Consider the following 20,614-nt stretch of genomic DNA (forward strand, 5'->3'; position numbering starts at 1 on the left):
ATGTTTTGGTGTTGTTCTGTTAATGTTCTGTCGGTTTAAACAAACGTAAGCGGTTGGCATTTGTTACTACGGTTAATGACGAAAAGGCCATCGCAGCGCCCGCGATAACAGGATTGAGTAACAAGCCGAAGAACGGATACAGGATCCCTGCAGCAAAGGGCACGCCTGCAACGTTGTAAATGAAGGCGCCAAACAGGTTTTGTTTTATGTTACGGAGCGTCGCCTTGCTTACTGCAATCGCATCGGCGAGTCCGTGTAACGACCCCCGCATCAAGGTAATATCGGCACTTTCAATGGCGACATCAGTGCCGGTGCCAATGGCAAAACCGACATCGGCGAGTGCGAGCGCTGGCGCATCATTAATGCCATCTCCGGTCATGCCCACGATTTCATTTTCCATCTGCAGCTCTGCAATTTTTTTGGCTTTGTCTTCGGGCAGGACTTCGGCAAAGAACTCTGTAATGCCAACTTTTTTAGCAACAGCTGCGGCAGTTTCACTGTTGTCACCGGTTAACATGATGACTCGTATGTTATTACGCTGCAGGCGTTTGATTGCTTCGATGGAATCTACTTTGATCGGGTCTGCGACTGCAATGATGGCGGCTAATGTGTTATTGACTGCAAAATACATCGGGGTTTTGGCTTCTTTTGCCAGTGTCTGCGCTTTTATAAGGTATGCAGATATGTCGATATTCCGCTCCTGCATCAGTTTCTGGTTACCGAATAATAACTCTTGACCCTCACAGCTGGCTTCGACACCGAGCCCGGCAATCGCGTTAAAACCGTCAATTTTTTTTAGTTCGATGTCTTTCTCAAGTGCAGATTCAACAATGGCCTGGGCCAGCGGGTGTTCAGATCCTGCTTCTAGGCTGGCGGCCAATTGCAACACCGTCTGTTCGTTGTCAGCATTGGCCAAACAGATGTCGGTCACTGTGGGCGCGCCTTTGGTGATTGTTCCTGTCTTATCTAAAACCATCGCGGTGATCTTTGATGCTGTTTGCAGCGCTTCGCCATTTCGGATCAAAACACCTGCTTCCGCGGCTTTACCAACACCAACCATGACCGACATCGGGGTGGCCAAACCAAGTGCGCAGGGGCAGGCAATAATCAATACAGTGGTAGCGGACACGATGGCGAATGCAACCGTAGGGTCGGGGCCAAAGTTAAGCCAGACTAACGCACTCACGATGGCTATTATCATGACAGTCGGCACAAAGTAAGCAGAAATTACATCCGCTAAACGGCCAATCGGCGGTTTAGAGTTTTGCGCCCGTTTTACCATATTAATGATCTGTGCCAGCGCGGTATCCTTACCTACCCGGGTGGCTTTAAAAATAATGGAACCGCTCTTGTTTATTGTGCCTGCCACAACCTCATCGTGCTCGGATTTTTCCACTGGCATGGGTTCACCTGTCAGCATTGATTCATCAATCGCGGTGTGTCCCTCGACGACAGTACCATCAACCGGTATTTTCTCGCCGGGGCGGACTCTTACAAGGTCATTTAATAAGACCTGGGCGATCTCGATATCAATTTCTTTGTTGTCTCTTATCACTTTAGCGGTTTTGGCCTGCAAGCCAATAAGCCGCTTGATAGCTTCGGAGGTTTTTCCGCGTGCTTTGACCTCTAACGCCAGGCCAAGGTTGATTAAACCGATGATCATCGCGGTGGCTTCAAAATAAACATGCCGCGCCATTAAGGGAATGGCATCGGGAGCAAACACCACAACCATGGAATATAACCAGGCGGTTCCTGTCCCTAAAGCGATGAGCGTATCCATGTTGGCAGAATGATTTTTAAAACTGTGCCAAGCACCCACATAGAAATGTTTACCGGAAAAATACATGACGCCTAACGTCAATAGGCCGACAACCAACCAGGCTATTCGTTCGCCGGTAGTGGTGACTGTCATTTCACCACCGACCAGGCTGTAAATCATCAACGGCACACCCAGCAATAAGGCAACGGTCATATCCCGTATCAGGCGTTGATAATAGGCCCACTCTGCTTTTTCTTTTTCATCCAGCGCATCCTCTGCAGAACTTTCTTCCAGTACTTTGGCGTGGTAACCAGCGCTTTCAACCGTTTTTATCAATTGTCGGTTAAAATCTAGTAAGTCATTAGCGGTGTTGGCGGTTACCATTACCGTTCTGTCAGCAAAGTTCATCTCTGCGGTAGTAACCCCGGTAACTTGAGTTAGCGCGGTTTCAATTTTGCTAACGCAGCTGGCACAGCTGGCGCCTTCAATAATTAACTGAATCGTTTTTGAGTCATTATGCTTCATTACTCATTTCCTTATTGATTGCTGTTTCGTTGACGTTATCAATGTAGGTTTGGCTTAATCTTGGTGCTATTGAGAAGTTGCGCTTTAATCATAGCTTCTATACCTGTCACCGAGGTGTCATGATTATGACAAATATGACAGTTTCAAATGAGAGTTGTGATTTGAAAGTCCATATCATCCAAAATAGATTGTGATACATCACGCCGACATTTTGGCGCTATAGCGCTGTCTATCTGTGAAATTCAGGCGCAGAAGGGCGGTCCAAGGAGTAAAGTAGCAGGGTGTGTTTGAGAGTGCTTAACAGCACTAACCGTATCACAAAAGGAGAACGGTTAGTTAACAACAGTATGTTGCAAAGGACCGATTACTTAACTTACTTAGCGTGAGGCATTTGTGCTTGATGTTGCATCATCTGGTCCATCATCTGTCCCATCATGCCCATCTGGTTTTGTAACATATCCATACGCATTTCCATTTGGGTACTATTTACTGTGTTTTTGCCACCATGCATCATCGTACGCATGCCTTTCTGCATTTCATCCATATGCTTTTGCATCAATTTGTTACGTTGACTTTGGTCGTTCGTTTCCTTGATTTTTGCCATGGTATGATTCATCGCTTGCACATTTTTTTGCATAGCAGCCATCTGATCTTGCCCCATCATGCTTGAATTCATTTTATTGCCCTCTTTATTGGACTGGTGACCGTGATCATTAGCCCAAGCGATAGGGAAAAGGCTGGTCAGAGAGCCAATAAACAGAGTGGCTAATAGAAGATTATTTTTCATTTTTGACACCTTAATATATTAAGTTGCTTGATGGATTGGTCGCCGTATTACCGATTGTTACTACGGATTGCGTTTGCAGGCCTGAGAGTCGTGTGAGCCTAGCTAGATAGTAGGACAGGATATAAATTCCCGCCAATGACTGATAGCGCTATTAAGATGTTTTATGAGATTACAGAATTGTAATATTCAAGATAGTTCTTTGTCAGTTTGGCCTGCTAAATTGCTATTTAGATAATATTTTATTGCAGCGTTAAACTATTCTTATAGAATTCAAATAATGAAAGGACTAAATTGATGAATAAAACACTATTAAGCATTGTTATCGGTAGTGCATTCACCACTGTTGGTTATGTTAGTGCAGCCCCGGACCATAAAGACATGGGACATGGTAATGACAGTAATACTCTACAGGAACAACATAAATCTATGGCTGGAATGGACCATGGGGAAATGCAGGAACAGCATAGTTCCATGGCTGAGATGGATCATGGGAAAATGCAGGGAACCGGCGTTTCTGCACATGGTTCAGAGGGAAACCTTGCTGGTGAACCTGGCAAAGATCGTGATGTTTCTCGAATTATCACTGTTATTGCAGATGATACAATGCGCTTTTTTCATGAACCACTAAATGTAAAAAAAGGTGAAACAATTAAGTTTGTTGTTACCAATAACGGCACAACGACACACGAATTCACTATAGCAACGAAAGATGACCAGAAAAAACATGGTAAGATGATGATGAATAACGCAGCTATGCACCATGGACCTGGAGGCAATTCAATTACCATTCAGCCAAACGAATCCATGACGCTCACATGGAAATTTGGGCATGCAGAGCAAATTGAAGCGGCCTGTAATATCCCAGGGCATTACCAAGCTGGGATGTATAGTTCGATTGATGTTTCTAGTTAGCAGGTCGTGTATCGTTAAGTCTTTATATGAGCACTATAACGATATATCTCTTGTTTTAGATAAACGAATAAAAAATTGTGTATTACCTTGTGTTGACTCGACCCAAATTTGACCGCCAAGTGCATTGACTAACGCCTTTGATAGGGTTAAACCGATCCCGATATTAACGGTTGAATTATCATTGCGGGTGAAATTACGTTCGAATAAGTGTTTACAGTCATCTGCAGGAATCGTTTTTCCGGCATTGGATACGGAGAGTTGGATATTTTCATTTTCCTCGCTAATGTCGATCATTATCTTACTATTGTCATTCGCATGGCGGACTGCATTTGATAGTAAGTTACCTATAACTCGGCGTAATAGCGCACTATCGGTGTCTAATTCAGCATGACCGTGGATCACGATATCGACATTTTTTTCATCTGCAAGTAATTGAAAATATTCTGCAAGCTTACAGGATAGTTCGTATACATTGACCATTTCACTATTGATAGTGAGCTGCTCGCTTTCTGCTTTTGCCATAAGTAGGACATCTGTTACCGTCTTAGATAGGAACTCTAATTCTTCAATGTTGCACTCAAGAGTGTCTTGGTATTCAAGAGCACTTCTTTCACCTTGCAGCATACACTGATTCCTCACCGTCATTGATGCCAGTGGCGTTCTTAATTCATGGGCGAGATTTGCTGCATAAAAAGATAATTGATCGAAAGAGCTTTTTAACCGCTTGAGCATCAGATTGAAGACCTGAATCGATGGTTGCATCTCTTGGGGATATTCAGCCGGATCAAGCCTAGTTGAAAGGGTGTTCACGTCTATTTTGCTGGTTTCAACACTGAATTTACGGATCGGAGACAAACTATACCAAGCAATAAAAGCCCCTATGAGGCTAAGTACAAAGCACATCAGACCCATGCTTAAGATCATATTTTTAGTCGAACGACCTAAGAATTCGGCATGATTACTGACATCTCTTATCACGATTAAACGAAACGACTCACCGTCGGTCTTTGTTATTATGCTCGCGATACCTTTATAATGAACTATGCCATTCTGCCAAGTCACCAACTGGCCTAGAACACCATTACGTAGTTTAGCTGGAATAACAATGCCCTGAGATGATGATGGGATTAATAGACCGGTTTTGTCGACGCCCAAAACCGATGTGTCTGGATGATCGTCAAGGATAGTACTTAAAACGAGTTCTTTACTGCTAGCACTATCATTTATAGCCGTAATGACCATGTCACTTTTATTGAAAATGTACTGCTTATCCATATCATTGAAGTGTTGGTTACTGAACCACCAAAAAGATGCAATCGCAGAGCCTATGATAAGAAAGTAGCTGAGCGTAAAATGGACGGTTAATGTGGTGGCAATAGAACGTTTCACGACCTGAGTTCCAATACATACCCCATGCCCCTCACCGTATGAATCAGTGGCGATGAAAAACCATTATCGATTTTGTTGCGCAAGCGTTTGATCGCAACTTCAATGATATTTGTGTCGCTATCAAAATTGATGTCCCACACTTGACTGGCAATTTGAGATTTAGAAAGTACTTGCCCCTGCCGTGAAAGCAAAAATTCAAGTAAAGCGTATTCTTTCGCGGTGAGATCTATGGTATCACCGCTTCTTTTTACTTTTCTTTTTAATAAATTAAATTCTAAGTCTCCGGCCGTAAGGATTGAACCGTCTGTTGAGCCTTTGTCGCGTAACTGATTACGGATCCGCGCTAATAACTCACAGAAAGAAAAAGGTTTACTCATGTAATCATCTGCGCCAAGCTCTAGTCCTTGGACCCTATCGGCAACATCGTCACGCGCCGTCAGCATGATTACGGGTAAATACTTCGTTCTTAGGCGTAAACGTTTTAATACGTCCCAGCCGTTCATTCCCGGCAGCATTACATCTAATAAAACCAGATCATAATCGACTTCTTCTGTTTGATGTAAACCACCAATACCATTATCAACTAGATCGACGCTGAAACCACTCTCGTCTAGCCCTTGTTTTAGATATTTACCTAGTTTAACTTCATCTTCGACAATAAGAATTTTCATCAGCCTTCCATGCGAACTGTAACTGTGTTGTTAGATTGGTATTTCATTGTTTTCTGTAAGACTACATTGACACCGTAGACTCTTGTTGAGCTAATTATCACAAACTGGTTAAGAGTATAATACATTCATTACTGAAAACTGACAGGAGGATTACCATTTTGTCATTTTAACCTTGAAAGGTTGTTAATCACCTTGAGAACTAAGAATATTTAAAGCTGACAGAGTTGTAATATTGACGACATCCCTGTGACAGTTTAGGACGCTAGTATTCAAGGCGTACCGTTTAACAACATCAAAGTGAATAATATGAAAAAGGCAGTAATCGATAATCAACGAATACAACGGTCACTACGCCTATTTATATTATATGCCCACAACATTGCGGGTTTTTTGTATTCTAAGTTACAGTACTGATGGTCTTATTCCGTAAAAAATAGCCAAAGGAGCGAGGTCAGTCGTCGCCATTACTAGATTGTCAGGCAAAGCGGGTATCGGCACTTAGAACCACATATTAAGAGGTCCGGTTATGTCGACACAATCATTTTTGTTCGTATTTTTACTTATTTTTAGCGCTGCGACACCGGCTGCAGTAGTTGATGATATTAGCGTGGCCAGATTTTCAGCGAAAAATCTAGACGGATGGGAAGTTAAAATTTTCAAAGACAAAACGAGTTATGCATTAGTACCGCAGGACGGCACTTTCGTACTTAAAGCGGATAGCCGTGGTAGCGCTTCGGGCTTAGGAAAGGAAATTAAAGTTAATATTAAAAAATATCCCTATTTGACATGGAGTTGGAAAATCTCTAATAGGCTAGGTCCTATGAATGAAAGGAAAAAGTCAGGTGATGACTATGCGGCCAGAATATATATCATTGTTTCGGGAGGGCTCTTTTTTTGGAATACCAAAGCACTAAACTACGTGTGGTCAAGCAACTTGCGCAAAGGTACGTCTTGGCCGAATGCTTTTGCTGGCAGTAATGCGCAAATGTACGCGGTCCGTTCTTTCGATGACCAGCTCGATACTTGGTATGAAGAAAAAAGAAATGTTTATGAAGATTTGAAACAAATGTTTGGTACAGAAATAAAATATATTGATGCTGTTGCATTGATGACAGATACAGATAACGGCTCAGGAAATGCGGTTGCTTATTATGGCGATATCTCGTTCACTCAAAAATGACCCTTATAAGTTTAATTGAAATATTTATCTGTCTATATCAATGGTTATGTTTTTCGATGATCATGGGCACTGCCTATCATCAAATGTTGATACTCTAATTATCTACCAATAGTTGGTTATTACTATGCTCAAGGTTGCTCTTTCAAACGTTTTTAGCCGTAAAATTTTCGCCACATTATTTATTTCTATGAGTTTGATGCTGAGTTATTCAAGTTTTTCTTATGCGTATGGTGGTGATTTTTTCAAGCAACAAAGTCCTGTGGTACACAGTGACGCTAGTCTGAATGTGAACAAGCTCGATATTAATACTTTAGATGGTGATTACAGATATAAAAATGTTGATATGGCTAGGTTCATTTTTTTAATAGATGCAAAAAATAGAAAGGATCAGTTGCTAACGAGCTTAGATCGTTGGCCTGAACATCAAGACAAGTTGATCAATAATTTAACTAATGGTCAAGGTTTAGAACGATTATCTTCACTGTTCAGTATTTTTGTATTAATGCTTGTTTCTGGGATTGTTGTTGAGCGTGTTGCCAGTGTAAAAATGAACACTTTTTCAGAACAGGTAGCTGAAGAGAAGGGAAGTAGCTTTAGGGATAATCTTGATTATTTATTGATGCGTGGTATTTTCAAGTATGTGGGTATTTGTATTTTTGCGGTCACTGCTGGGCTTATCTCTCTCTATCATTACGGTGACACGGACCCTTTCCGTTTATTAAGCCTCCACGCACTCGCGCTCATTGTAAAAATACGTGCATTAATGATTTTACTGCGATTGATTTTAGCGCCTTATGCTAAAGGTAATCGGTTGTTTAAAATTAATTGTGAATCTGCCAGCCGTCTGTATTGGTCGACCCTTATTTTCATGGCTACCTACCTTGTTATTACTACATTTTGGCATTTTCTCGTATTGCTTTCGCTCGATACTATTTTATTTGCGTTAATTATCCCTTCGACTGGTATGATCTTAAATGTTTTATCGATTGCCTTTATTTGGTTTAATCGTTCAACCATTGAAGCCATGTTTATCGATGCAAAAGAAACGAGCTCAGCATTCACGCGTTTTTTACGTCAAACTTGGGCGATGATTTTCACCATTTGGTTATTTATCGCTTGGGTCTTTTGGGCAACATTCGAGTTCTTGGGCTATTATGAGCAAGCTAACCACGTTACCCCAATCTGGTGGCTGACCTTTACTGTTCCAATGTTAGACCGATTAATCTTTGTTATTCTAAGCCAATTAAAACGTACCACTTGGTTACAAAGTCATTCTTATGAAATGCGTTGTGATAAATTTATCCGCCGAGTGATGATTGCATTAAGAATTCTGTTTGTGGCTGTTATTTTTTATCACATTGATGCCGGCTTTGATCATCATGCGTGGGAAAAATTCAGGAATAGTCTTGGCGGCTTTATCCAAATGTTTGTTGATATTATTGTTGTCATTATTTTGGGTTATGCGATTTGGGAAGTTATTCAATCTGCTATAGAACGTCACCTTCCTTATGATATGGTTTACCCAAGTAATGATAATGGTACATCAACGCTGGATGGCGAAGGGGGGGGGACTGGAGCTTCTCGTTCTGAAACATTATTACCTTTAGTGCGTTCATTTTTATTGATGCTTTTGTTCTCTTGTGTGCTGCTACTTATACTGAATATTATTGGTGTTGAAATTGCGCCACTGCTTGCTGGTGCTGGTATCGTTGGTATTGCGGTCGGTTTTGGTGCGCAAAAGTTAGTACAGGATGTTATTTCGGGAATATTCTTTTTACTTGATGATGCATTTCGTAGTGGTGAGTATATTGAAGCGGCAAGTTTACGCGGAACAGTTGAGCGTATTTCTATTCGTTCTATTACATTACGTCATCACCTTGGTGCCGTGCAGACTATTCCTTTCAGTGAAATTGCCACAGTGCGAAACTTATCACGTGACTGGATAACGAAGAAGCTTGAGTTCCGTTTGGATTATCGGACTGATGTTGAAAAGGTACGTAAGCTAATTAAGAAAGTCGGTCAAAAAATGCTATTACACCCTGAATACGGACAACATTTTATATTGCCGTTAAAATCACAAGGGGTGATCCGGGTTGAAGAATCTGCACTAATATTCCGCATGAAGTTTACTTGTATACCTGGCGAACAGTGGGTTATTCGTCGTGAAGCATTCAGACTCGTACAAGAATCATTAAAAACCAATGGAATCGAGTTTGCTCATCGTTCTGTACATGTATTGACACAGAATAGTGATAAAAATAAAGAACCCCTTAAAGATATCATCGAACAAAAAGATGAATTAGTTGAAACGTTGGGAGCTGTTGCTGCATTAAGTGTATCTTCAGAGATCAAAAAGAATGACAAAATAGATTCAGATTATGACTGACAAAATGTTGTTAAAAAAAGTTCGGCATATCTAATCGGTTAAAGTCTTGTAACATGGCCGTTATCGATAGTTATATAGTTGCAGGACATTTTCCAGAACAAAACCTTATCTGAATAACTATAAATAGAATAAGTATTCTAACAAGGTTTTGTCCATCAATGGCTTAGGGTGGTCGCTCTAAGTCAAAACTGCCAGTGCTGCTACTCAGTCATTGTGAATAACAAAAAACCGTGTGAACAGGCTGCAACTTATCAACTATCTCGGTTTGCCATACATTTTTTGATTTGACAAAAGTTAGTTATATTCCAAACAACAAAGGCGTTTTTAAATATGATTCAACTCAGACCTATGACTTCTAGTGAATATCCTGCATGTTGTGACTATTTCATTGATGACTTTTTCATTTTCTCAAATAGCCGTAATAATGGTTATGGAAAATTGGCAATCATTGCACTTGAGTCACAATTAAAATCGATTGGTATTGAGCAAATTCAATTGCTTTAATCATTGTAACCAGATAGTCAGCAAGCCAGTCGCTGCGACCAGTAGTAATGGTAACATTACCCAGCGAACCATCCCTTTACCACCGGAAAATACTGCCAGACAAGCCTTGAATAGGGTATTGGAAACACTCGCTAGCACAATGCCCAACACCGCTGTATTAGGCGGGATATCCCCACCCGCCATTCTGGATAGAGTAAGATTGATGGCATCGACATCGGCGATACCCGATGCCACGGCTAGTAACAGCACACCGGATTCGCCCAGCCATTCAACCATCACCCGTACAAGCAATGCTACTGCCGCTAACATGAGTCCAAACAATAGAGCCGGTTTCAGTTCCAGTGGATTTTTCGGCCGCACCTCATCGGTAACTACCGGCCTAGTATCGTTGTGAAAGATCAGCGCCGTACAGCCGAAGATAACCCCGAGCATCAAGGCTAAAGGCAAGAAAAGATCAGCCACTAGTGCCGGATTGATAAGTCCCGCCACCAGTAATATCCGCGGAAACATCACTCCACAGGCCACTAGTATTCCCACCGAACAGAGCAGTTGCAGTGACGGTTGATCGCGTGAGAGCCGCGATAGTTGCAGAGTCAGTGCTGTCGATGAGATCATTCCCCCGGCTAAACCTGTCATCAGAATGCCGCGTTGGGCACCCAGCATGCGGATCATAAAATAACCAGCAAAAGATATCGCTGAGATCAGCACTACCATCCACCAGATCTCATAGGGATTAAGAGCCTGCCAGGGACCATAGCCTTTATTCGGTAATGCTGGCAGCAGCACCAGCGAAATGATAAGCAGGTTTAGTCCTGCATTTAATTCGTGTTGTGACAATTTAAGCAATAATCGGTGCAGGAAAAGCTTAGAACGCAGCAGCAGTGTGGTGACCACTCCGCAAGCGGCAGCTACGACCACTTGATCAAGAGCAGCCAAGGCTCCGAGTAAAAAGGTCACTAGCATGGCAACATGGCTGGTGGCACCAATATCCAAACTGTGACGATGATTGATCAAATAAGTAGCGATAACCAGCGCGGCAACGGCGGCAAAGATAATACCAAGGATGAATCCGCCAAGATGCGTAGCCAGCAGGCCTGAGACACCGCCAAGAAGTCCAGTCAGACCAAAGGTTCGCAGTCCGGCAACGCGTTTTCCGTCGGCAAGCTTACGGTTACTCCACCCACGCTCCAACCCCACCAATAGTCCGATGGCCAGAGCAGAACCCAGTAATAGTAATTGAGAAAGGCTGCTTTCCATCGCTCCAGTCCGAAGTTGTTTTGTCATAAGGTATAGCATCTTATTACCAATCGCACTTCAAACAGGAGGTCGGAGTTGCTACGGGCCATGCTAAATATTCTGCAATTTACTAATTCGTGTAAATGTATCTATTTGTTTTCTGTCGGCGTAACCGAGCTTGATCGATCTGAAAGCAAGGTAGTCACATATGTAGCCCACTGCTAAACTATTTTTTATGCCCAAGTTTTTAAGCCCAAGCAATCTTGAAACGGAACCGTTTATGAAAGTGATTATGTTTAGTTCCCGCAGTTATGATATCCAATATTTTGAACCATTAATTTCCGAACCGATCAGTATTAATTTTTTTGATGCTCAGCTAAATCAACAAACAGCTATGTTGGCTAGAGGATATGATGCCGTTTGTGCATTTGTTAATGATGATTTAAGTGCCCCTGTGTTACATCAACTTAAAGAAATGGGGATAAAGTGCATTGCAATGCGTTGTGCAGGCTTTAATAACATTGATTTAGATTGTGCTAAGGCACTTGGCATAACCATAGTACGTGTTCCAGCCTATTCTCCAGAGGCTGTTGCTGAGCATGCGATTGCTTTATTAATGACGCTCAACCGTCGTATTCATAAAGCTTATCAACGCACTCGTGACGCTAACTTCTCGTTACAAGGCCTAGTTGGGTTTAATTTACACGGTAAAACAGTTGGTATTATTGGTACTGGTAAAATAGGTGTCGCTACCATGGCTATTTTTAGAGGTTTTGGCTGTAACATTTTAGCCTTTGACCCTTATCCTTCTGAGCATGCTATTGCGTTAGGCGCTGAATATGTTGACTTAGATACTCTGTTTGCTAGCAGTGATGTGATCAGCTTACATTGCCCATTAACAACTGAAAATAAGCACCTATTAAATGAAAAAACGTTCGCATTAATGAAAGATGGTGTGACGATTATTAATACCAGTCGTGGTGGTTTGTTAAATGCGGATGATGCTATTGAAGCGTTAAAATCAGGCCGAATTGGTGGGTTAGGTTTAGACGTTTATGAAGAGGAAGAACACTTATTCTTTAATGATCATTCCAGCGAAATTATTACCGATGATACTTTCCGACGATTATCTGCTTGTCACAATGTAATCTTTACTGGTCATCAAGCTTTTTTGACCAAAGAAGCATTAATCAGTATTGCCCAAACGACCCTCAATAATTTAACCGACATTAGTGCAGGGAATATCTGTGCTAATCAGGTAATCACGTAATCTAGAATGAGAGCCTAACGAGTCATTGTTAGGCTCTACGCTTGCCAATCAGCGAATACTACTCTTATGGCACAAGGTAATACGGTTGTAGTTTTAATCACGATACTTAAGGTGTTTCTTGCTAAATGCTTGGCAGTAAACTCATTCGCCAAAATGAGGTGGATAACTATACTTAGGATGCTGTTTAACACCCGACAATAAATTTGCACCGCTGTAGGGATCATCTTCATTATGACCGAGATCATCATCAAAAAAAAACAGGGTGAACATTCGTTGCCGAATCTGCTTGATTATCCACAATGTTATGCGAAATTTCATTGGCAGGAGGCGGAACTGGCATCACCCAAAGGCATAAATATCGCCTATGAAGCGGTCGATTGTCACCTCAATACCCCTACTGAAACTAAGCTGGCCTTGCGTTGGCTGGGTAAAAAAAATCAATGTCTGGATTTTACTTATCGTGATTTGGCTGAACAAAGTAGTCGGTTTGCCAGTGCTCTTGAAATGCTGGGAATGCCACGCGGTGCTCGTATCTTCAGTCTTGCGGGTCGCTTACCGCAGCTATATATCGCTGCACTTGGGACACTAAAAGCTGGATGTGTTTTTACCCCGTTATTTTCCGCTTTTGGGCCCGAACCGATTCGTTCCCGAATGGCGATAGGCGAGGCCAATGTCCTTGTTACCACACAGCATTTATATCAGAAAAAAATAGCGCCATGGTGGCAAGATAAGCAGTTATCGCTACCGAACTTCAAGATCGTACTGTTGATTGACGGTAGCGGTGAATTAGATCCTGGTTGTTATGCGTTGGCAGAGTTAATGGCAAACGCTGATCCACAGTTTAGCTGTGTCGAAACCAAGCCCGAAGATCTGGCATTATTACATTTTACCAGTGGTACCACTGGTAAACCCAAAGGAGTGATGCATGTTCATCAGGCGGTTGTTGTACATAAAATATCAGCCCGTTATGCGCTGGATCTACATCCTTCAGATATCTACTGGTGCACTGCAGATCCTGGCTGGGTAACGGGCACTTCTTACGGCATTATCGCGCCGTTATGTTTAGGCGTCACCATGATTGTCGATGAAGCGGAATTTGATCCGGAGCGCTGGTATCGTATTTTACAGGAGCAAAAGGTTACGGTCTGGTATACCGCTCCCACGGCTATTCGTATGCTGATGAAAGTAGGTAGTGAGATCCGCGATCAGTATGATTTATCTGCTCTCAATTTTATTGCCAGTGTCGGTGAACCACTTAATCCGGAGGCTGTTATCTGGGGGGAAACCGTGTTGGGACTACCTTTCCACGATAATTGGTGGCAGACAGAAACGGGCGGGATCATGATAGCCAATTATGCCAGTCAGCCGATAAAACCGGGTTCAATGGGCCAGCCATTACCTGGCATAACCGCCGCTATCGTTAGCAAAAACGCACAGGGGCTGGTTATAGAGATATCTGAAATTGGTCAGATTGGTGAACTGGCATTAAAACAGGGCTGGCCTTCGATGTTTCACGGTTACTTACATCAGGCGGATAAGTATCAGGGATGTTTTAACAATGGCTGGTATTTAACTGGTGACTTGGCGATGCGTGATGAGCATGGCTATTACTGGTTTGTGGGACGGGCTGATGACCTGATTAAATCTTCCGGGCATTTAATTGGCCCGTTCGAAGTTGAAAGTGCGTTGATGGAACACGCTGCGGTTGCTGAAGTCGGTGTCATTGGTATTCCTGACCCCATCGCCGGAGAAATAGTTAAAGCCTTTGTCGCTTTAAAACCGGGAGTCGTCGCTACCGAACAATTACGAAAAGAGTTAAAGGGTTTTGCCCGCAAGAATTTGGGGGCCGCGGTGGCTCCGAAAGTAATCGCATTTCGCCAGAACCTGCCTAAAACCCGCAGCGGAAAAATAATGCGCCGTTTATTAAAAGCACGGGAACTAGGTTTGCCTGAAGGCGATATCTCAACGTTGGAGAGTGATGAACAATGAAGCATAAATTACATCTCGATCGCAATCATCTTGTAAACCAGTTAGTACAGATGTTACGTATTCGCCGGTTTGAGGAAAAATGTGCTGAGCTTTATGCGCAGGAGAAAATACGCGGATTTTTACACCTTTATATCGGTGAAGAAGCTATCGCAGTTGGTGTTATGGCTGCGCTGAATGCAGAGGATAACATTGTCGCTACCTATCGCGAACACGGTCATGCCCTAGCGCGAGGACTGTCAATGAATAGTGTGTTAGCTGAAATGTACGGTCGTACCAATGGTTGCAGTCGGGGCCGAGGTGGCTCTATGCATCTTTTTGATAAACAGCAGCACTTCTATGGCGGTAATGCGATTGTTGGCGGTGGACTTCCGCTGGCTGCAGGGTTAGCGCTGGCCAATAAACAGCAACAGCGTAATACTGTTACAGTTTGTTTTTTTGGTGAGGGAGCGGTTGCTGAAGGCGAGTTTCATGAAGCTATGAATCTGGCGGTATTATGGCATTTACCAGTATTGTTTATCTGTGAAAACAACCGTTACGCTATGGGAACCCCGCTGGCACTGTCGGAATCCGAAACGAATATTGCCAAAAAGGCCAACAGCTACGGCATGACCTCTGCTCAGGTTGACGGCATGAATGTGGTGGATGTGGAAGTGGCTGCACAGGCTGCCGTTACAAGCATTCGCGATAACGGAGAACCTTATTTTCTTGAATGCCAGACTTATCGATTCCGCGGTCATTCTAGTTTTGACGGCCAGCTTTATCGTGATAAAGCAGAAGTTAAACAATGGGAAGAAAAAGGCCCGGTTAAGCGATTGCAACAGTGGTTAAGGCAATACAATCATTTCACGGACGCAGAGCTTGCTGCCATTGAGTCTGAGATCAAGCTGGAGATAGATGTCGCCATCGACTTTGCTAACAAAGGTGCATGGGAACCGATCGCCGATCTGTGTAAAGACGTATACAGCCCAAAAATAATGGATGCGGTACCAGCGCTTCAGCAAGCAAAGGAAGATCAGTGATGACTACTCAGAAGCAGAGTTACAGAGAAGCGCTACGCAGTGGTATCGAACAGGCGCTGATGGAGGATGAACGGGTATTTTTGATGGGGGAAGATGTCGGCCGTTATGGCGGCTGTTACGCAGTCAGCAAAGGCTTAATTGACAGTTATGGTCCGGAACGCATTATTGATACGCCGTTGTGTGAATCGGGTTTTGTTGGTGTAGGCATTGGTGCTGCACTGGGCGGAATGCGGCCTATTATCGAAGTGATGACCGTTAATTTTAGCCTGTTGGCGATGGATCAGATTGTCAATAGCGCCGCTACCTTGCGGCACATGTCCGGAGGACAGTTTAATGTACCTCTGGTGATCCGAATGGCTTGCGGTGCTGGGCGCCAGTTAGCAGCGCAGCACTCTCACAGCTGGGAGAATTTGTATGCTCATATTCCTGGATTAAAGGTACTCAGCCCCGCGACGCAGACCGATGCGCGATATATGTTAGGGCAGGCGTTGAGAGATCCGGATCCGGTGATTATCTTTGAGCATGTCATGCTGCTCAACGAGGCAGGTAACGTGTTAGATAAACCTGAAGCTGATATGGAACAGGCGTTGGTACGCAGAGAGGGAACTGATGTTAGCCTGATCACTTATGGCGGCTCGCTGCATAAGGCATTATCGGCAGCAGAACAATTGGCGGTATTGGGTATTAGCGCCGAAGTACTTGATCTGCGGTGTTTACGGCCATTAGACATAGGTACGATAACGGCGAGTGTTGCAAAAACCCATCGGGTAATTATTATCGATGAGGGCTGGTATACCGGCAGTTTGGCTGGTGAAGTGAGTGCCGTTATTATGGAACAAAGCTTCTGGAGTTTGGATGCGCCAGTACAGCGTATTTGTACCGCTGAAGTTCCAATTCCTTATCCGAGTCATCTTGAGCTGGCAGCGCTACCGCAGGTCGAGACAATTGTGACAAGGGCGCAGGCACTAATGGCAGGTCATTTATGACTCAACCAATACTGACTGATATCACGATGCCATCGTTGGGTGCTGATATGACTGAGGGAATGCTGGTGAAATGGCTGGTTAAAGTGGGAGACATTGTCCACAACGGCGATATTATTGCAGAGCTAGAAACCCATAAGGGGATCATTGATATGGAAGTTTACCAGTCCGGCACTATCGCCGAAATACTGGTGCAACCGGTTACCGCAGCCCCAGTGGGGACCGTTTTAGCAAGGTTACAGTGTGAAGCCATGAGCGATGCTGCCGATCTCCCTTTACCTGACGTTGTGCCGTCAATAACTGCATCGTCCATACCAGAACCATTGCTAGCAGAACCATTGACAGCAGAAATAGCACCTACAGAAATATCATCAACAGTACCATCGCCGATAATTCCTGCTGTCGTTGAAACGGTAGATGCTTATTCTAATGTTAATGGGTCACCTATTGTGCGAAAAATGGCGGCAGCACAACAGTTGGATCTAACCAATATTATCGGCAGTGGCCCCCACGGTGCGATCCTGTTAAAGGATCTGCCCCAGCAATCCGCCACTGGCTTACCTAATATGCGCAGGGCGATAGCTGTTGCTATGGAAAAGTCCAAAAAAAAGATACCGCATTTTTACCTGAGCCTAAATATAGATATGACCAAAGCGCAGAGCTGGCTACAGCAAGTCAATAGTGATAAAGCGCCGGAACAGCGGCTGTTATTGATTGCCTTATTATTGAAAGCTGTCGCGATGGCTTTGCGCAAGTTCCCGTCGTTAAATGGGTTCTATACCGATCAGCAGTTACAGTTGGCTGATGATATTCATATCGGTAACGTTATCAGCTTACGGCAGGGGGGCTTAATTGTGCCCGCAATCCATCAGGTTGATACGCTGTCGGTGACCGCTATCATGCAGGCAGTCAGTGACATTAGTGCACGTAGCCGTAGCGGCCATCTACGTAGTTCAGAACTTACCGATGCGACCTTTACCGTGACCAATATGGGAGACCGCGGTGCAGACTGTGTGTATGGGATTATATATCCGCCGCAGGTGGCTATTCTTGGTTTTGGTAAACTGCGTAAAACAGCGCTGGTACAAGAGGGTAACCTTGTTGCTGGCGATGAGATAACCGTATGTTTAAGCGCCGACCACCGGGCTATCGATGGGATGTTGGCTAGCAAGTTTCTCAATGCGCTTTCCTCACAATTACAACAACCGGAATGTTTATGAACAATGATGCTATCCAAAAACTGGTTATCTCCGCTATTCAGCAGGTGGCACCAGAAATCGATAAAAATGACCTTGAACCAGACGCTGATATCAGGGAAGCGTGTGATTTAGATTCGATAGACTTTTTAAATTTTATCATTGCGTTAAAAGATGCCACTGGAGTCAGTATTGCAGAGGTCGATTACCCCAGAGTCAATACACTCACTAGCATGTGCGAATATCTGGCTGAGAAGCTGCCATAATCAGATCTACCACCTTGGTGATCTTACAAGGAATCGAACTATGCGGTCCCCAAAAATAAAGCATGAAACAGGTAATGACATCTACTGGTTTGATGAACTCGGCATTGCAGATGTTGCTCAGGTTGGTGGTAAAAATGCCAGTCTGGGAGAAATGATCAGCCAGATGGCTTTGGAGGGTATTGTCGTGCCTTTTGGTTTTGCAACCAGTGCCAATATGTTTCGTGAATTTCTTCAGAAAAATGCACTTGACCAGGCTATTGGACAGCATATACAGGCGCTGGCTGATGGCGCAGAAAATCTGCAGACAGCCGGGGCTGCTATCAGAAAACTGATCTCGGAGGGGCAATTTAGCCCATCGCAACAACAGCAGATCGGCTCTGCATATCGACAACTGTGTCATCAGATCGGCTGTGATAATGTTAGCGTAGCAGTAAGAAGTTCAGCTACAGCGGAAGATTTGCCTGAAGCCAGTTTTGCTGGTCAGCAAGAAAGTTATCTGAATATTACCGGTGAAGTAGATCTGCTGGAAGCCTGCAGGCAGTGCTTTGCGTCACTGTATACGGACAGGGCGATCAGCTATCGCCAAGAACAGGGCTTTACACATCAGCAAGTTGCGCTCTCTGTCGGGGTGCAACAGATGATTAATGCCGAATCAGCCGGGGTGATGTTCAGCCTTGATACTGAAACTGGATTTCCTGATGTGGTTGTTATTAACGCCGCTTGGGGACTGGGTGAAACCATAGTGAAAGGCAGTGTTACCCCAGATCGGTTTATGGTTTATAAACCTCTGCTCACTAATAAAGCATTGTTGCCGATAATTGAAAAAAAGCAGGGCAGTAAACTGGAAAAAATGGTGTATTCCTCTTCCATTTCGGAGTCAACCTTGACTGTTGCGACTGATGACACGGAACGAACTACATTTGTGCTCACTGATGATGAAGTGATGGCGCTGGCAAAATGGGCGGTGGCAATTGAGCGCCATTACTGCAGGCCAATGGATATGGAATGGGCCAAAGACAGCGTTACGAAAAAGATTTATATGGTACAAGCTCGACCAGAAACGGTGGAGTCACAAAAAAGTAGCGGCGTGCTGGTAAACTACCAGTTAAAAGAACAATCGAAGGTTCTGGTTGAAGGGACTAGCGTCGGCAGTGCCATCGCGACGGGGCCTGTCTTTAACATTGCCAGTCCGGCTGATATTGACCAGTTTCCTGATGGTGCAATTTTGGTTACACAAAAAACCGATCCTGACTGGGTGCCGTTAATGAGCAGGGCATCTGGTATTATAACGGATGTTGGTGGGCCGACGAGCCATGCTGCCATTGTCAGCCGGGAGTTAAAAGTTGCCACCATTGTCGGCTGTGAAAACGCAACTAGCGTGCTGAAAAATAACCAACAGGTCACTCTGAGCTGCGCCGAGGGCGCGCTAGGTAAAGTTTATGAGGGTAAATTAGCTTATGAGACCACTGCTATTAATTTAGCTGATATCCCCAGAACTCAGACTGAGATCATGATTAATGCCGCTCTGCCGGACAGTATTTTTCACTGGTGGTCATTGCCGGTGGCTGGGATTGGTTTAACGCGAATCGAGTTTATTATTTCCAGTCAGATCCGTGTACACCCCATGGCATTGGTGCATCCTGAGAAAGTTACCGATCCGGTTGTGCGGAATAAAATTCAAAAATTGACTCGTGGTTATTCACATCAACCGGATTACTTTGTTACTCATTTGGCTTTGGGCGTAGCTAAAATAGCGGCCTCACAATATCCGAAACCAGTGATAGTGCGGATGTCAGATTTTAAATCAAACGAATACCGCGGTCTGTTGGGAGGGGTATTTTTTGAAATAGAAGAAGAAAATCCAATGCTGGGATTACGTGGTGCATCGCGTTATTACCATCCACTTTATAAGGAAGCATTTATACTGGAATGTCAGGCTATTATTCGCGCACGCGAGCAGATAGGATTTGATAACATCATCGTGATGATCCCCTTTTGTCGAACACCTGACGAGGCGGATAAAGTGCTGGCCGTGATGGCCGAAGCCGGTTTAATACGGGGCGAAAATGGATTGCAGGTTTATGTGATGTGTGAAATCCCCTCGAATGTTATTTTGGCAGAGGAGTTTGCTCGGCGTTTTGACGGTTTTTCTATCGGCAGTAATGATTTGACCCAATTGGTGCTGGGTATAGACCGAGATTCAAACGAACTCAAACCCCTGTTCGATGCCCGAAATGCGGCAGTGAAAAGTATGATAGCTCAGGTGATTAAGGTCGCGCATGAATGTGGATGTAAGGTCGGTATCTGTGGGCAGGCGCCGTCTGACCACCCCGAATTCGCCGAGTTTTTGGTGGAATGTGGTATAGACTCTATTTCACTCAACCCTGATTCCGTACCGACTGCAAGTATTCATATCGCTGCTGCTGAGGGATTGAAAGCAGAGGAATTAAAAGTAGGGCTATCTAAAGCTGAGCTATCTCAAACTGACTCATCTAAAGTTGAACAGTCTAAAGCAAAAGATGAGACTGATACCAGCTAATTT

The 20,614-nt window shown here is 43.9% G+C and carries 16 protein-coding genes; 11 read left to right on the plus strand and 5 right to left on the minus strand.

The window, feature by feature from the left end:
• Positions 1–19 precede the first annotated feature (19 nt).
• Together CXF93_RS09535 and CXF93_RS09540 are read right to left on the minus strand one after the other, a co-directional pair.
• Positions 20–2,284: a heavy metal translocating P-type ATPase gene (locus CXF93_RS09535; RefSeq protein WP_101062269.1), complete on the minus strand. Its 2,265-nt coding sequence runs from the start codon at positions 2,282–2,284 to the stop codon at positions 20–22.
• 373 nt (positions 2,285–2,657) lie between these two features.
• Positions 2,658–3,071 carry a hypothetical protein gene (locus tag CXF93_RS09540; protein WP_101062270.1) on the minus strand — a complete coding sequence of 138 codons (414 nt, stop codon included), beginning with the start codon at positions 3,069–3,071 and terminating at the stop codon, positions 2,658–2,660.
• Between the two features lie 294 nt (positions 3,072–3,365).
• On the opposite strand from CXF93_RS09540, the gene CXF93_RS09545 reads away from it, so the two are divergent.
• Positions 3,366–3,983, plus strand: a complete 618-nt coding sequence (locus CXF93_RS09545) for a plastocyanin/azurin family copper-binding protein (RefSeq protein ID WP_101062271.1) — start codon at positions 3,366–3,368, stop codon at positions 3,981–3,983.
• Positions 3,984–4,016: 33 nt separating this feature from the next.
• Here the strand turns inward: CXF93_RS09545 and CXF93_RS09550 are convergent, their stop codons facing one another.
• Both CXF93_RS09550 and CXF93_RS09555 read right to left on the minus strand, forming a co-directional pair.
• Positions 4,017–5,372 carry a heavy metal sensor histidine kinase gene (locus CXF93_RS09550; protein ID WP_157824437.1) on the minus strand — a complete coding sequence of 452 codons (1,356 nt, stop codon included), beginning with the start codon at positions 5,370–5,372 and terminating at the stop codon, positions 4,017–4,019.
• Positions 5,369–6,043 (minus strand): heavy metal response regulator transcription factor, encoded by a 675-nt coding sequence (locus tag CXF93_RS09555; RefSeq protein WP_101062275.1) that lies wholly within the window; start codon positions 6,041–6,043, stop codon positions 5,369–5,371. Before CXF93_RS09555 ends, CXF93_RS09550 begins: the two co-directional genes overlap by 4 nt.
• Before the next feature lie 526 nt (positions 6,044–6,569).
• On the opposite strand from CXF93_RS09555, the gene CXF93_RS09560 reads away from it, so the two are divergent.
• The 3 genes from CXF93_RS09560 (at position 6,570) to CXF93_RS21975 (ending at position 10,113) form a co-directional block, all read left to right on the plus strand.
• Positions 6,570–7,223, plus strand: coding sequence for a DUF3047 domain-containing protein (locus CXF93_RS09560; protein ID WP_101062276.1), 654 nt, complete (start codon positions 6,570–6,572; stop codon positions 7,221–7,223).
• 124 nt (positions 7,224–7,347) lie between these two features.
• Positions 7,348–9,609, plus strand: a complete 2,262-nt coding sequence (locus CXF93_RS09565; protein ID WP_101062278.1) for a mechanosensitive ion channel family protein — start codon at positions 7,348–7,350, stop codon at positions 9,607–9,609.
• Positions 9,610–9,939: 330 nt separating this feature from the next.
• Entirely contained in the window at positions 9,940–10,113 is a 174-nt protein-coding gene (locus CXF93_RS21975; protein WP_157824438.1) for a hypothetical protein, read from the plus strand.
• Here the strand turns inward: CXF93_RS21975 and CXF93_RS09575 are convergent, their stop codons facing one another.
• The gene (locus tag CXF93_RS09575) at positions 10,114–11,397 is read right to left on the minus strand and encodes an MgtC/SapB family protein (RefSeq protein ID WP_232784163.1); all 1,284 of its coding nucleotides are present in this window, start codon (positions 11,395–11,397) and stop codon (positions 10,114–10,116) included.
• A 232-nt stretch (positions 11,398–11,629) separates the two neighbouring features.
• Between CXF93_RS09575 and CXF93_RS09580 the strand changes: the two genes are divergently transcribed.
• The 7 genes from CXF93_RS09580 (at position 11,630) to ppsA (ending at position 20,611) form a co-directional block, all read left to right on the plus strand.
• Positions 11,630–12,619, plus strand: a complete 990-nt coding sequence (locus CXF93_RS09580) for a 2-hydroxyacid dehydrogenase (RefSeq protein WP_101063314.1) — start codon at positions 11,630–11,632, stop codon at positions 12,617–12,619.
• Between the two features lie 231 nt (positions 12,620–12,850).
• Complete coding sequence (gene acsA, locus CXF93_RS09585; RefSeq protein WP_101062281.1) at positions 12,851–14,608, plus strand: acetate--CoA ligase; 1,758 nt, start codon at positions 12,851–12,853, stop codon at positions 14,606–14,608.
• On the plus strand, positions 14,605–15,627 hold the full coding sequence (gene pdhA, locus CXF93_RS09590; RefSeq protein ID WP_101062283.1) for a pyruvate dehydrogenase (acetyl-transferring) E1 component subunit alpha: 1,023 nt from the start codon (positions 14,605–14,607) through the stop codon (positions 15,625–15,627). Before acsA ends, pdhA begins: the two co-directional genes overlap by 4 nt.
• Positions 15,627–16,613 (plus strand): alpha-ketoacid dehydrogenase subunit beta, encoded by a 987-nt coding sequence (locus tag CXF93_RS09595; RefSeq protein ID WP_101062285.1) that lies wholly within the window; start codon positions 15,627–15,629, stop codon positions 16,611–16,613. The genes pdhA and CXF93_RS09595 overlap by 1 nt, the downstream gene beginning before the upstream one ends.
• Positions 16,610–17,830 (plus strand): dihydrolipoamide acetyltransferase family protein, encoded by a 1,221-nt coding sequence (locus CXF93_RS09600; protein ID WP_232784164.1) that lies wholly within the window; start codon positions 16,610–16,612, stop codon positions 17,828–17,830. The genes CXF93_RS09595 and CXF93_RS09600 overlap by 4 nt, the downstream gene beginning before the upstream one ends.
• Positions 17,827–18,072 (plus strand): acyl carrier protein, encoded by a 246-nt coding sequence (locus CXF93_RS09605; protein WP_101062287.1) that lies wholly within the window; start codon positions 17,827–17,829, stop codon positions 18,070–18,072. Before CXF93_RS09600 ends, CXF93_RS09605 begins: the two co-directional genes overlap by 4 nt.
• Before the next feature lie 40 nt (positions 18,073–18,112).
• Positions 18,113–20,611: a phosphoenolpyruvate synthase gene (gene ppsA / locus CXF93_RS09610; protein WP_101062289.1), complete on the plus strand. Its 2,499-nt coding sequence runs from the start codon at positions 18,113–18,115 to the stop codon at positions 20,609–20,611.
• Positions 20,612–20,614: the final 3 nt, after the last annotated feature.

Origin of the sequence: Moritella sp. Urea-trap-13 (genome assembly GCF_002836355.1) — a bacterium.
Lineage (GTDB): Bacteria > Pseudomonadota > Gammaproteobacteria > Enterobacterales > Moritellaceae > Moritella.

Coding starts and splice junctions, on each gene's coding strand:
- CXF93_RS09565 (WP_101062278.1), top strand. CDS start 7,348: ATGCTCAAGGTTGCTCTTTCAAACGTTTTTAGCCGTAAAATTTTCGCC.
- CXF93_RS09535 (WP_101062269.1), bottom strand. CDS start 2,284: ATGAAGCATAATGACTCAAAAACGATTCAGTTAATTATTGAAGGCGCC.
- CXF93_RS09580 (WP_101063314.1), top strand. CDS start 11,630: ATGAAAGTGATTATGTTTAGTTCCCGCAGTTATGATATCCAATATTTT.
- CXF93_RS21975 (WP_157824438.1), top strand. CDS start 9,940: ATGATTCAACTCAGACCTATGACTTCTAGTGAATATCCTGCATGTTGT.
- CXF93_RS09605 (WP_101062287.1), top strand. CDS start 17,827: ATGAACAATGATGCTATCCAAAAACTGGTTATCTCCGCTATTCAGCAG.
- CXF93_RS09560 (WP_101062276.1), top strand. CDS start 6,570: ATGTCGACACAATCATTTTTGTTCGTATTTTTACTTATTTTTAGCGCT.
- CXF93_RS09575 (WP_232784163.1), bottom strand. CDS start 11,397: ATGACAAAACAACTTCGGACTGGAGCGATGGAAAGCAGCCTTTCTCAA.
- CXF93_RS09600 (WP_232784164.1), top strand. CDS start 16,610: ATGACTCAACCAATACTGACTGATATCACGATGCCATCGTTGGGTGCT.
- CXF93_RS09545 (WP_101062271.1), top strand. CDS start 3,366: ATGAATAAAACACTATTAAGCATTGTTATCGGTAGTGCATTCACCACT.
- pdhA (WP_101062283.1), top strand. CDS start 14,605: ATGAAGCATAAATTACATCTCGATCGCAATCATCTTGTAAACCAGTTA.
- CXF93_RS09555 (WP_101062275.1), bottom strand. CDS start 6,043: ATGAAAATTCTTATTGTCGAAGATGAAGTTAAACTAGGTAAATATCTA.
- CXF93_RS09540 (WP_101062270.1), bottom strand. CDS start 3,071: ATGAAAAATAATCTTCTATTAGCCACTCTGTTTATTGGCTCTCTGACC.
- acsA (WP_101062281.1), top strand. CDS start 12,851: ATGACCGAGATCATCATCAAAAAAAAACAGGGTGAACATTCGTTGCCG.
- ppsA (WP_101062289.1), top strand. CDS start 18,113: ATGCGGTCCCCAAAAATAAAGCATGAAACAGGTAATGACATCTACTGG.
- CXF93_RS09595 (WP_101062285.1), top strand. CDS start 15,627: ATGACTACTCAGAAGCAGAGTTACAGAGAAGCGCTACGCAGTGGTATC.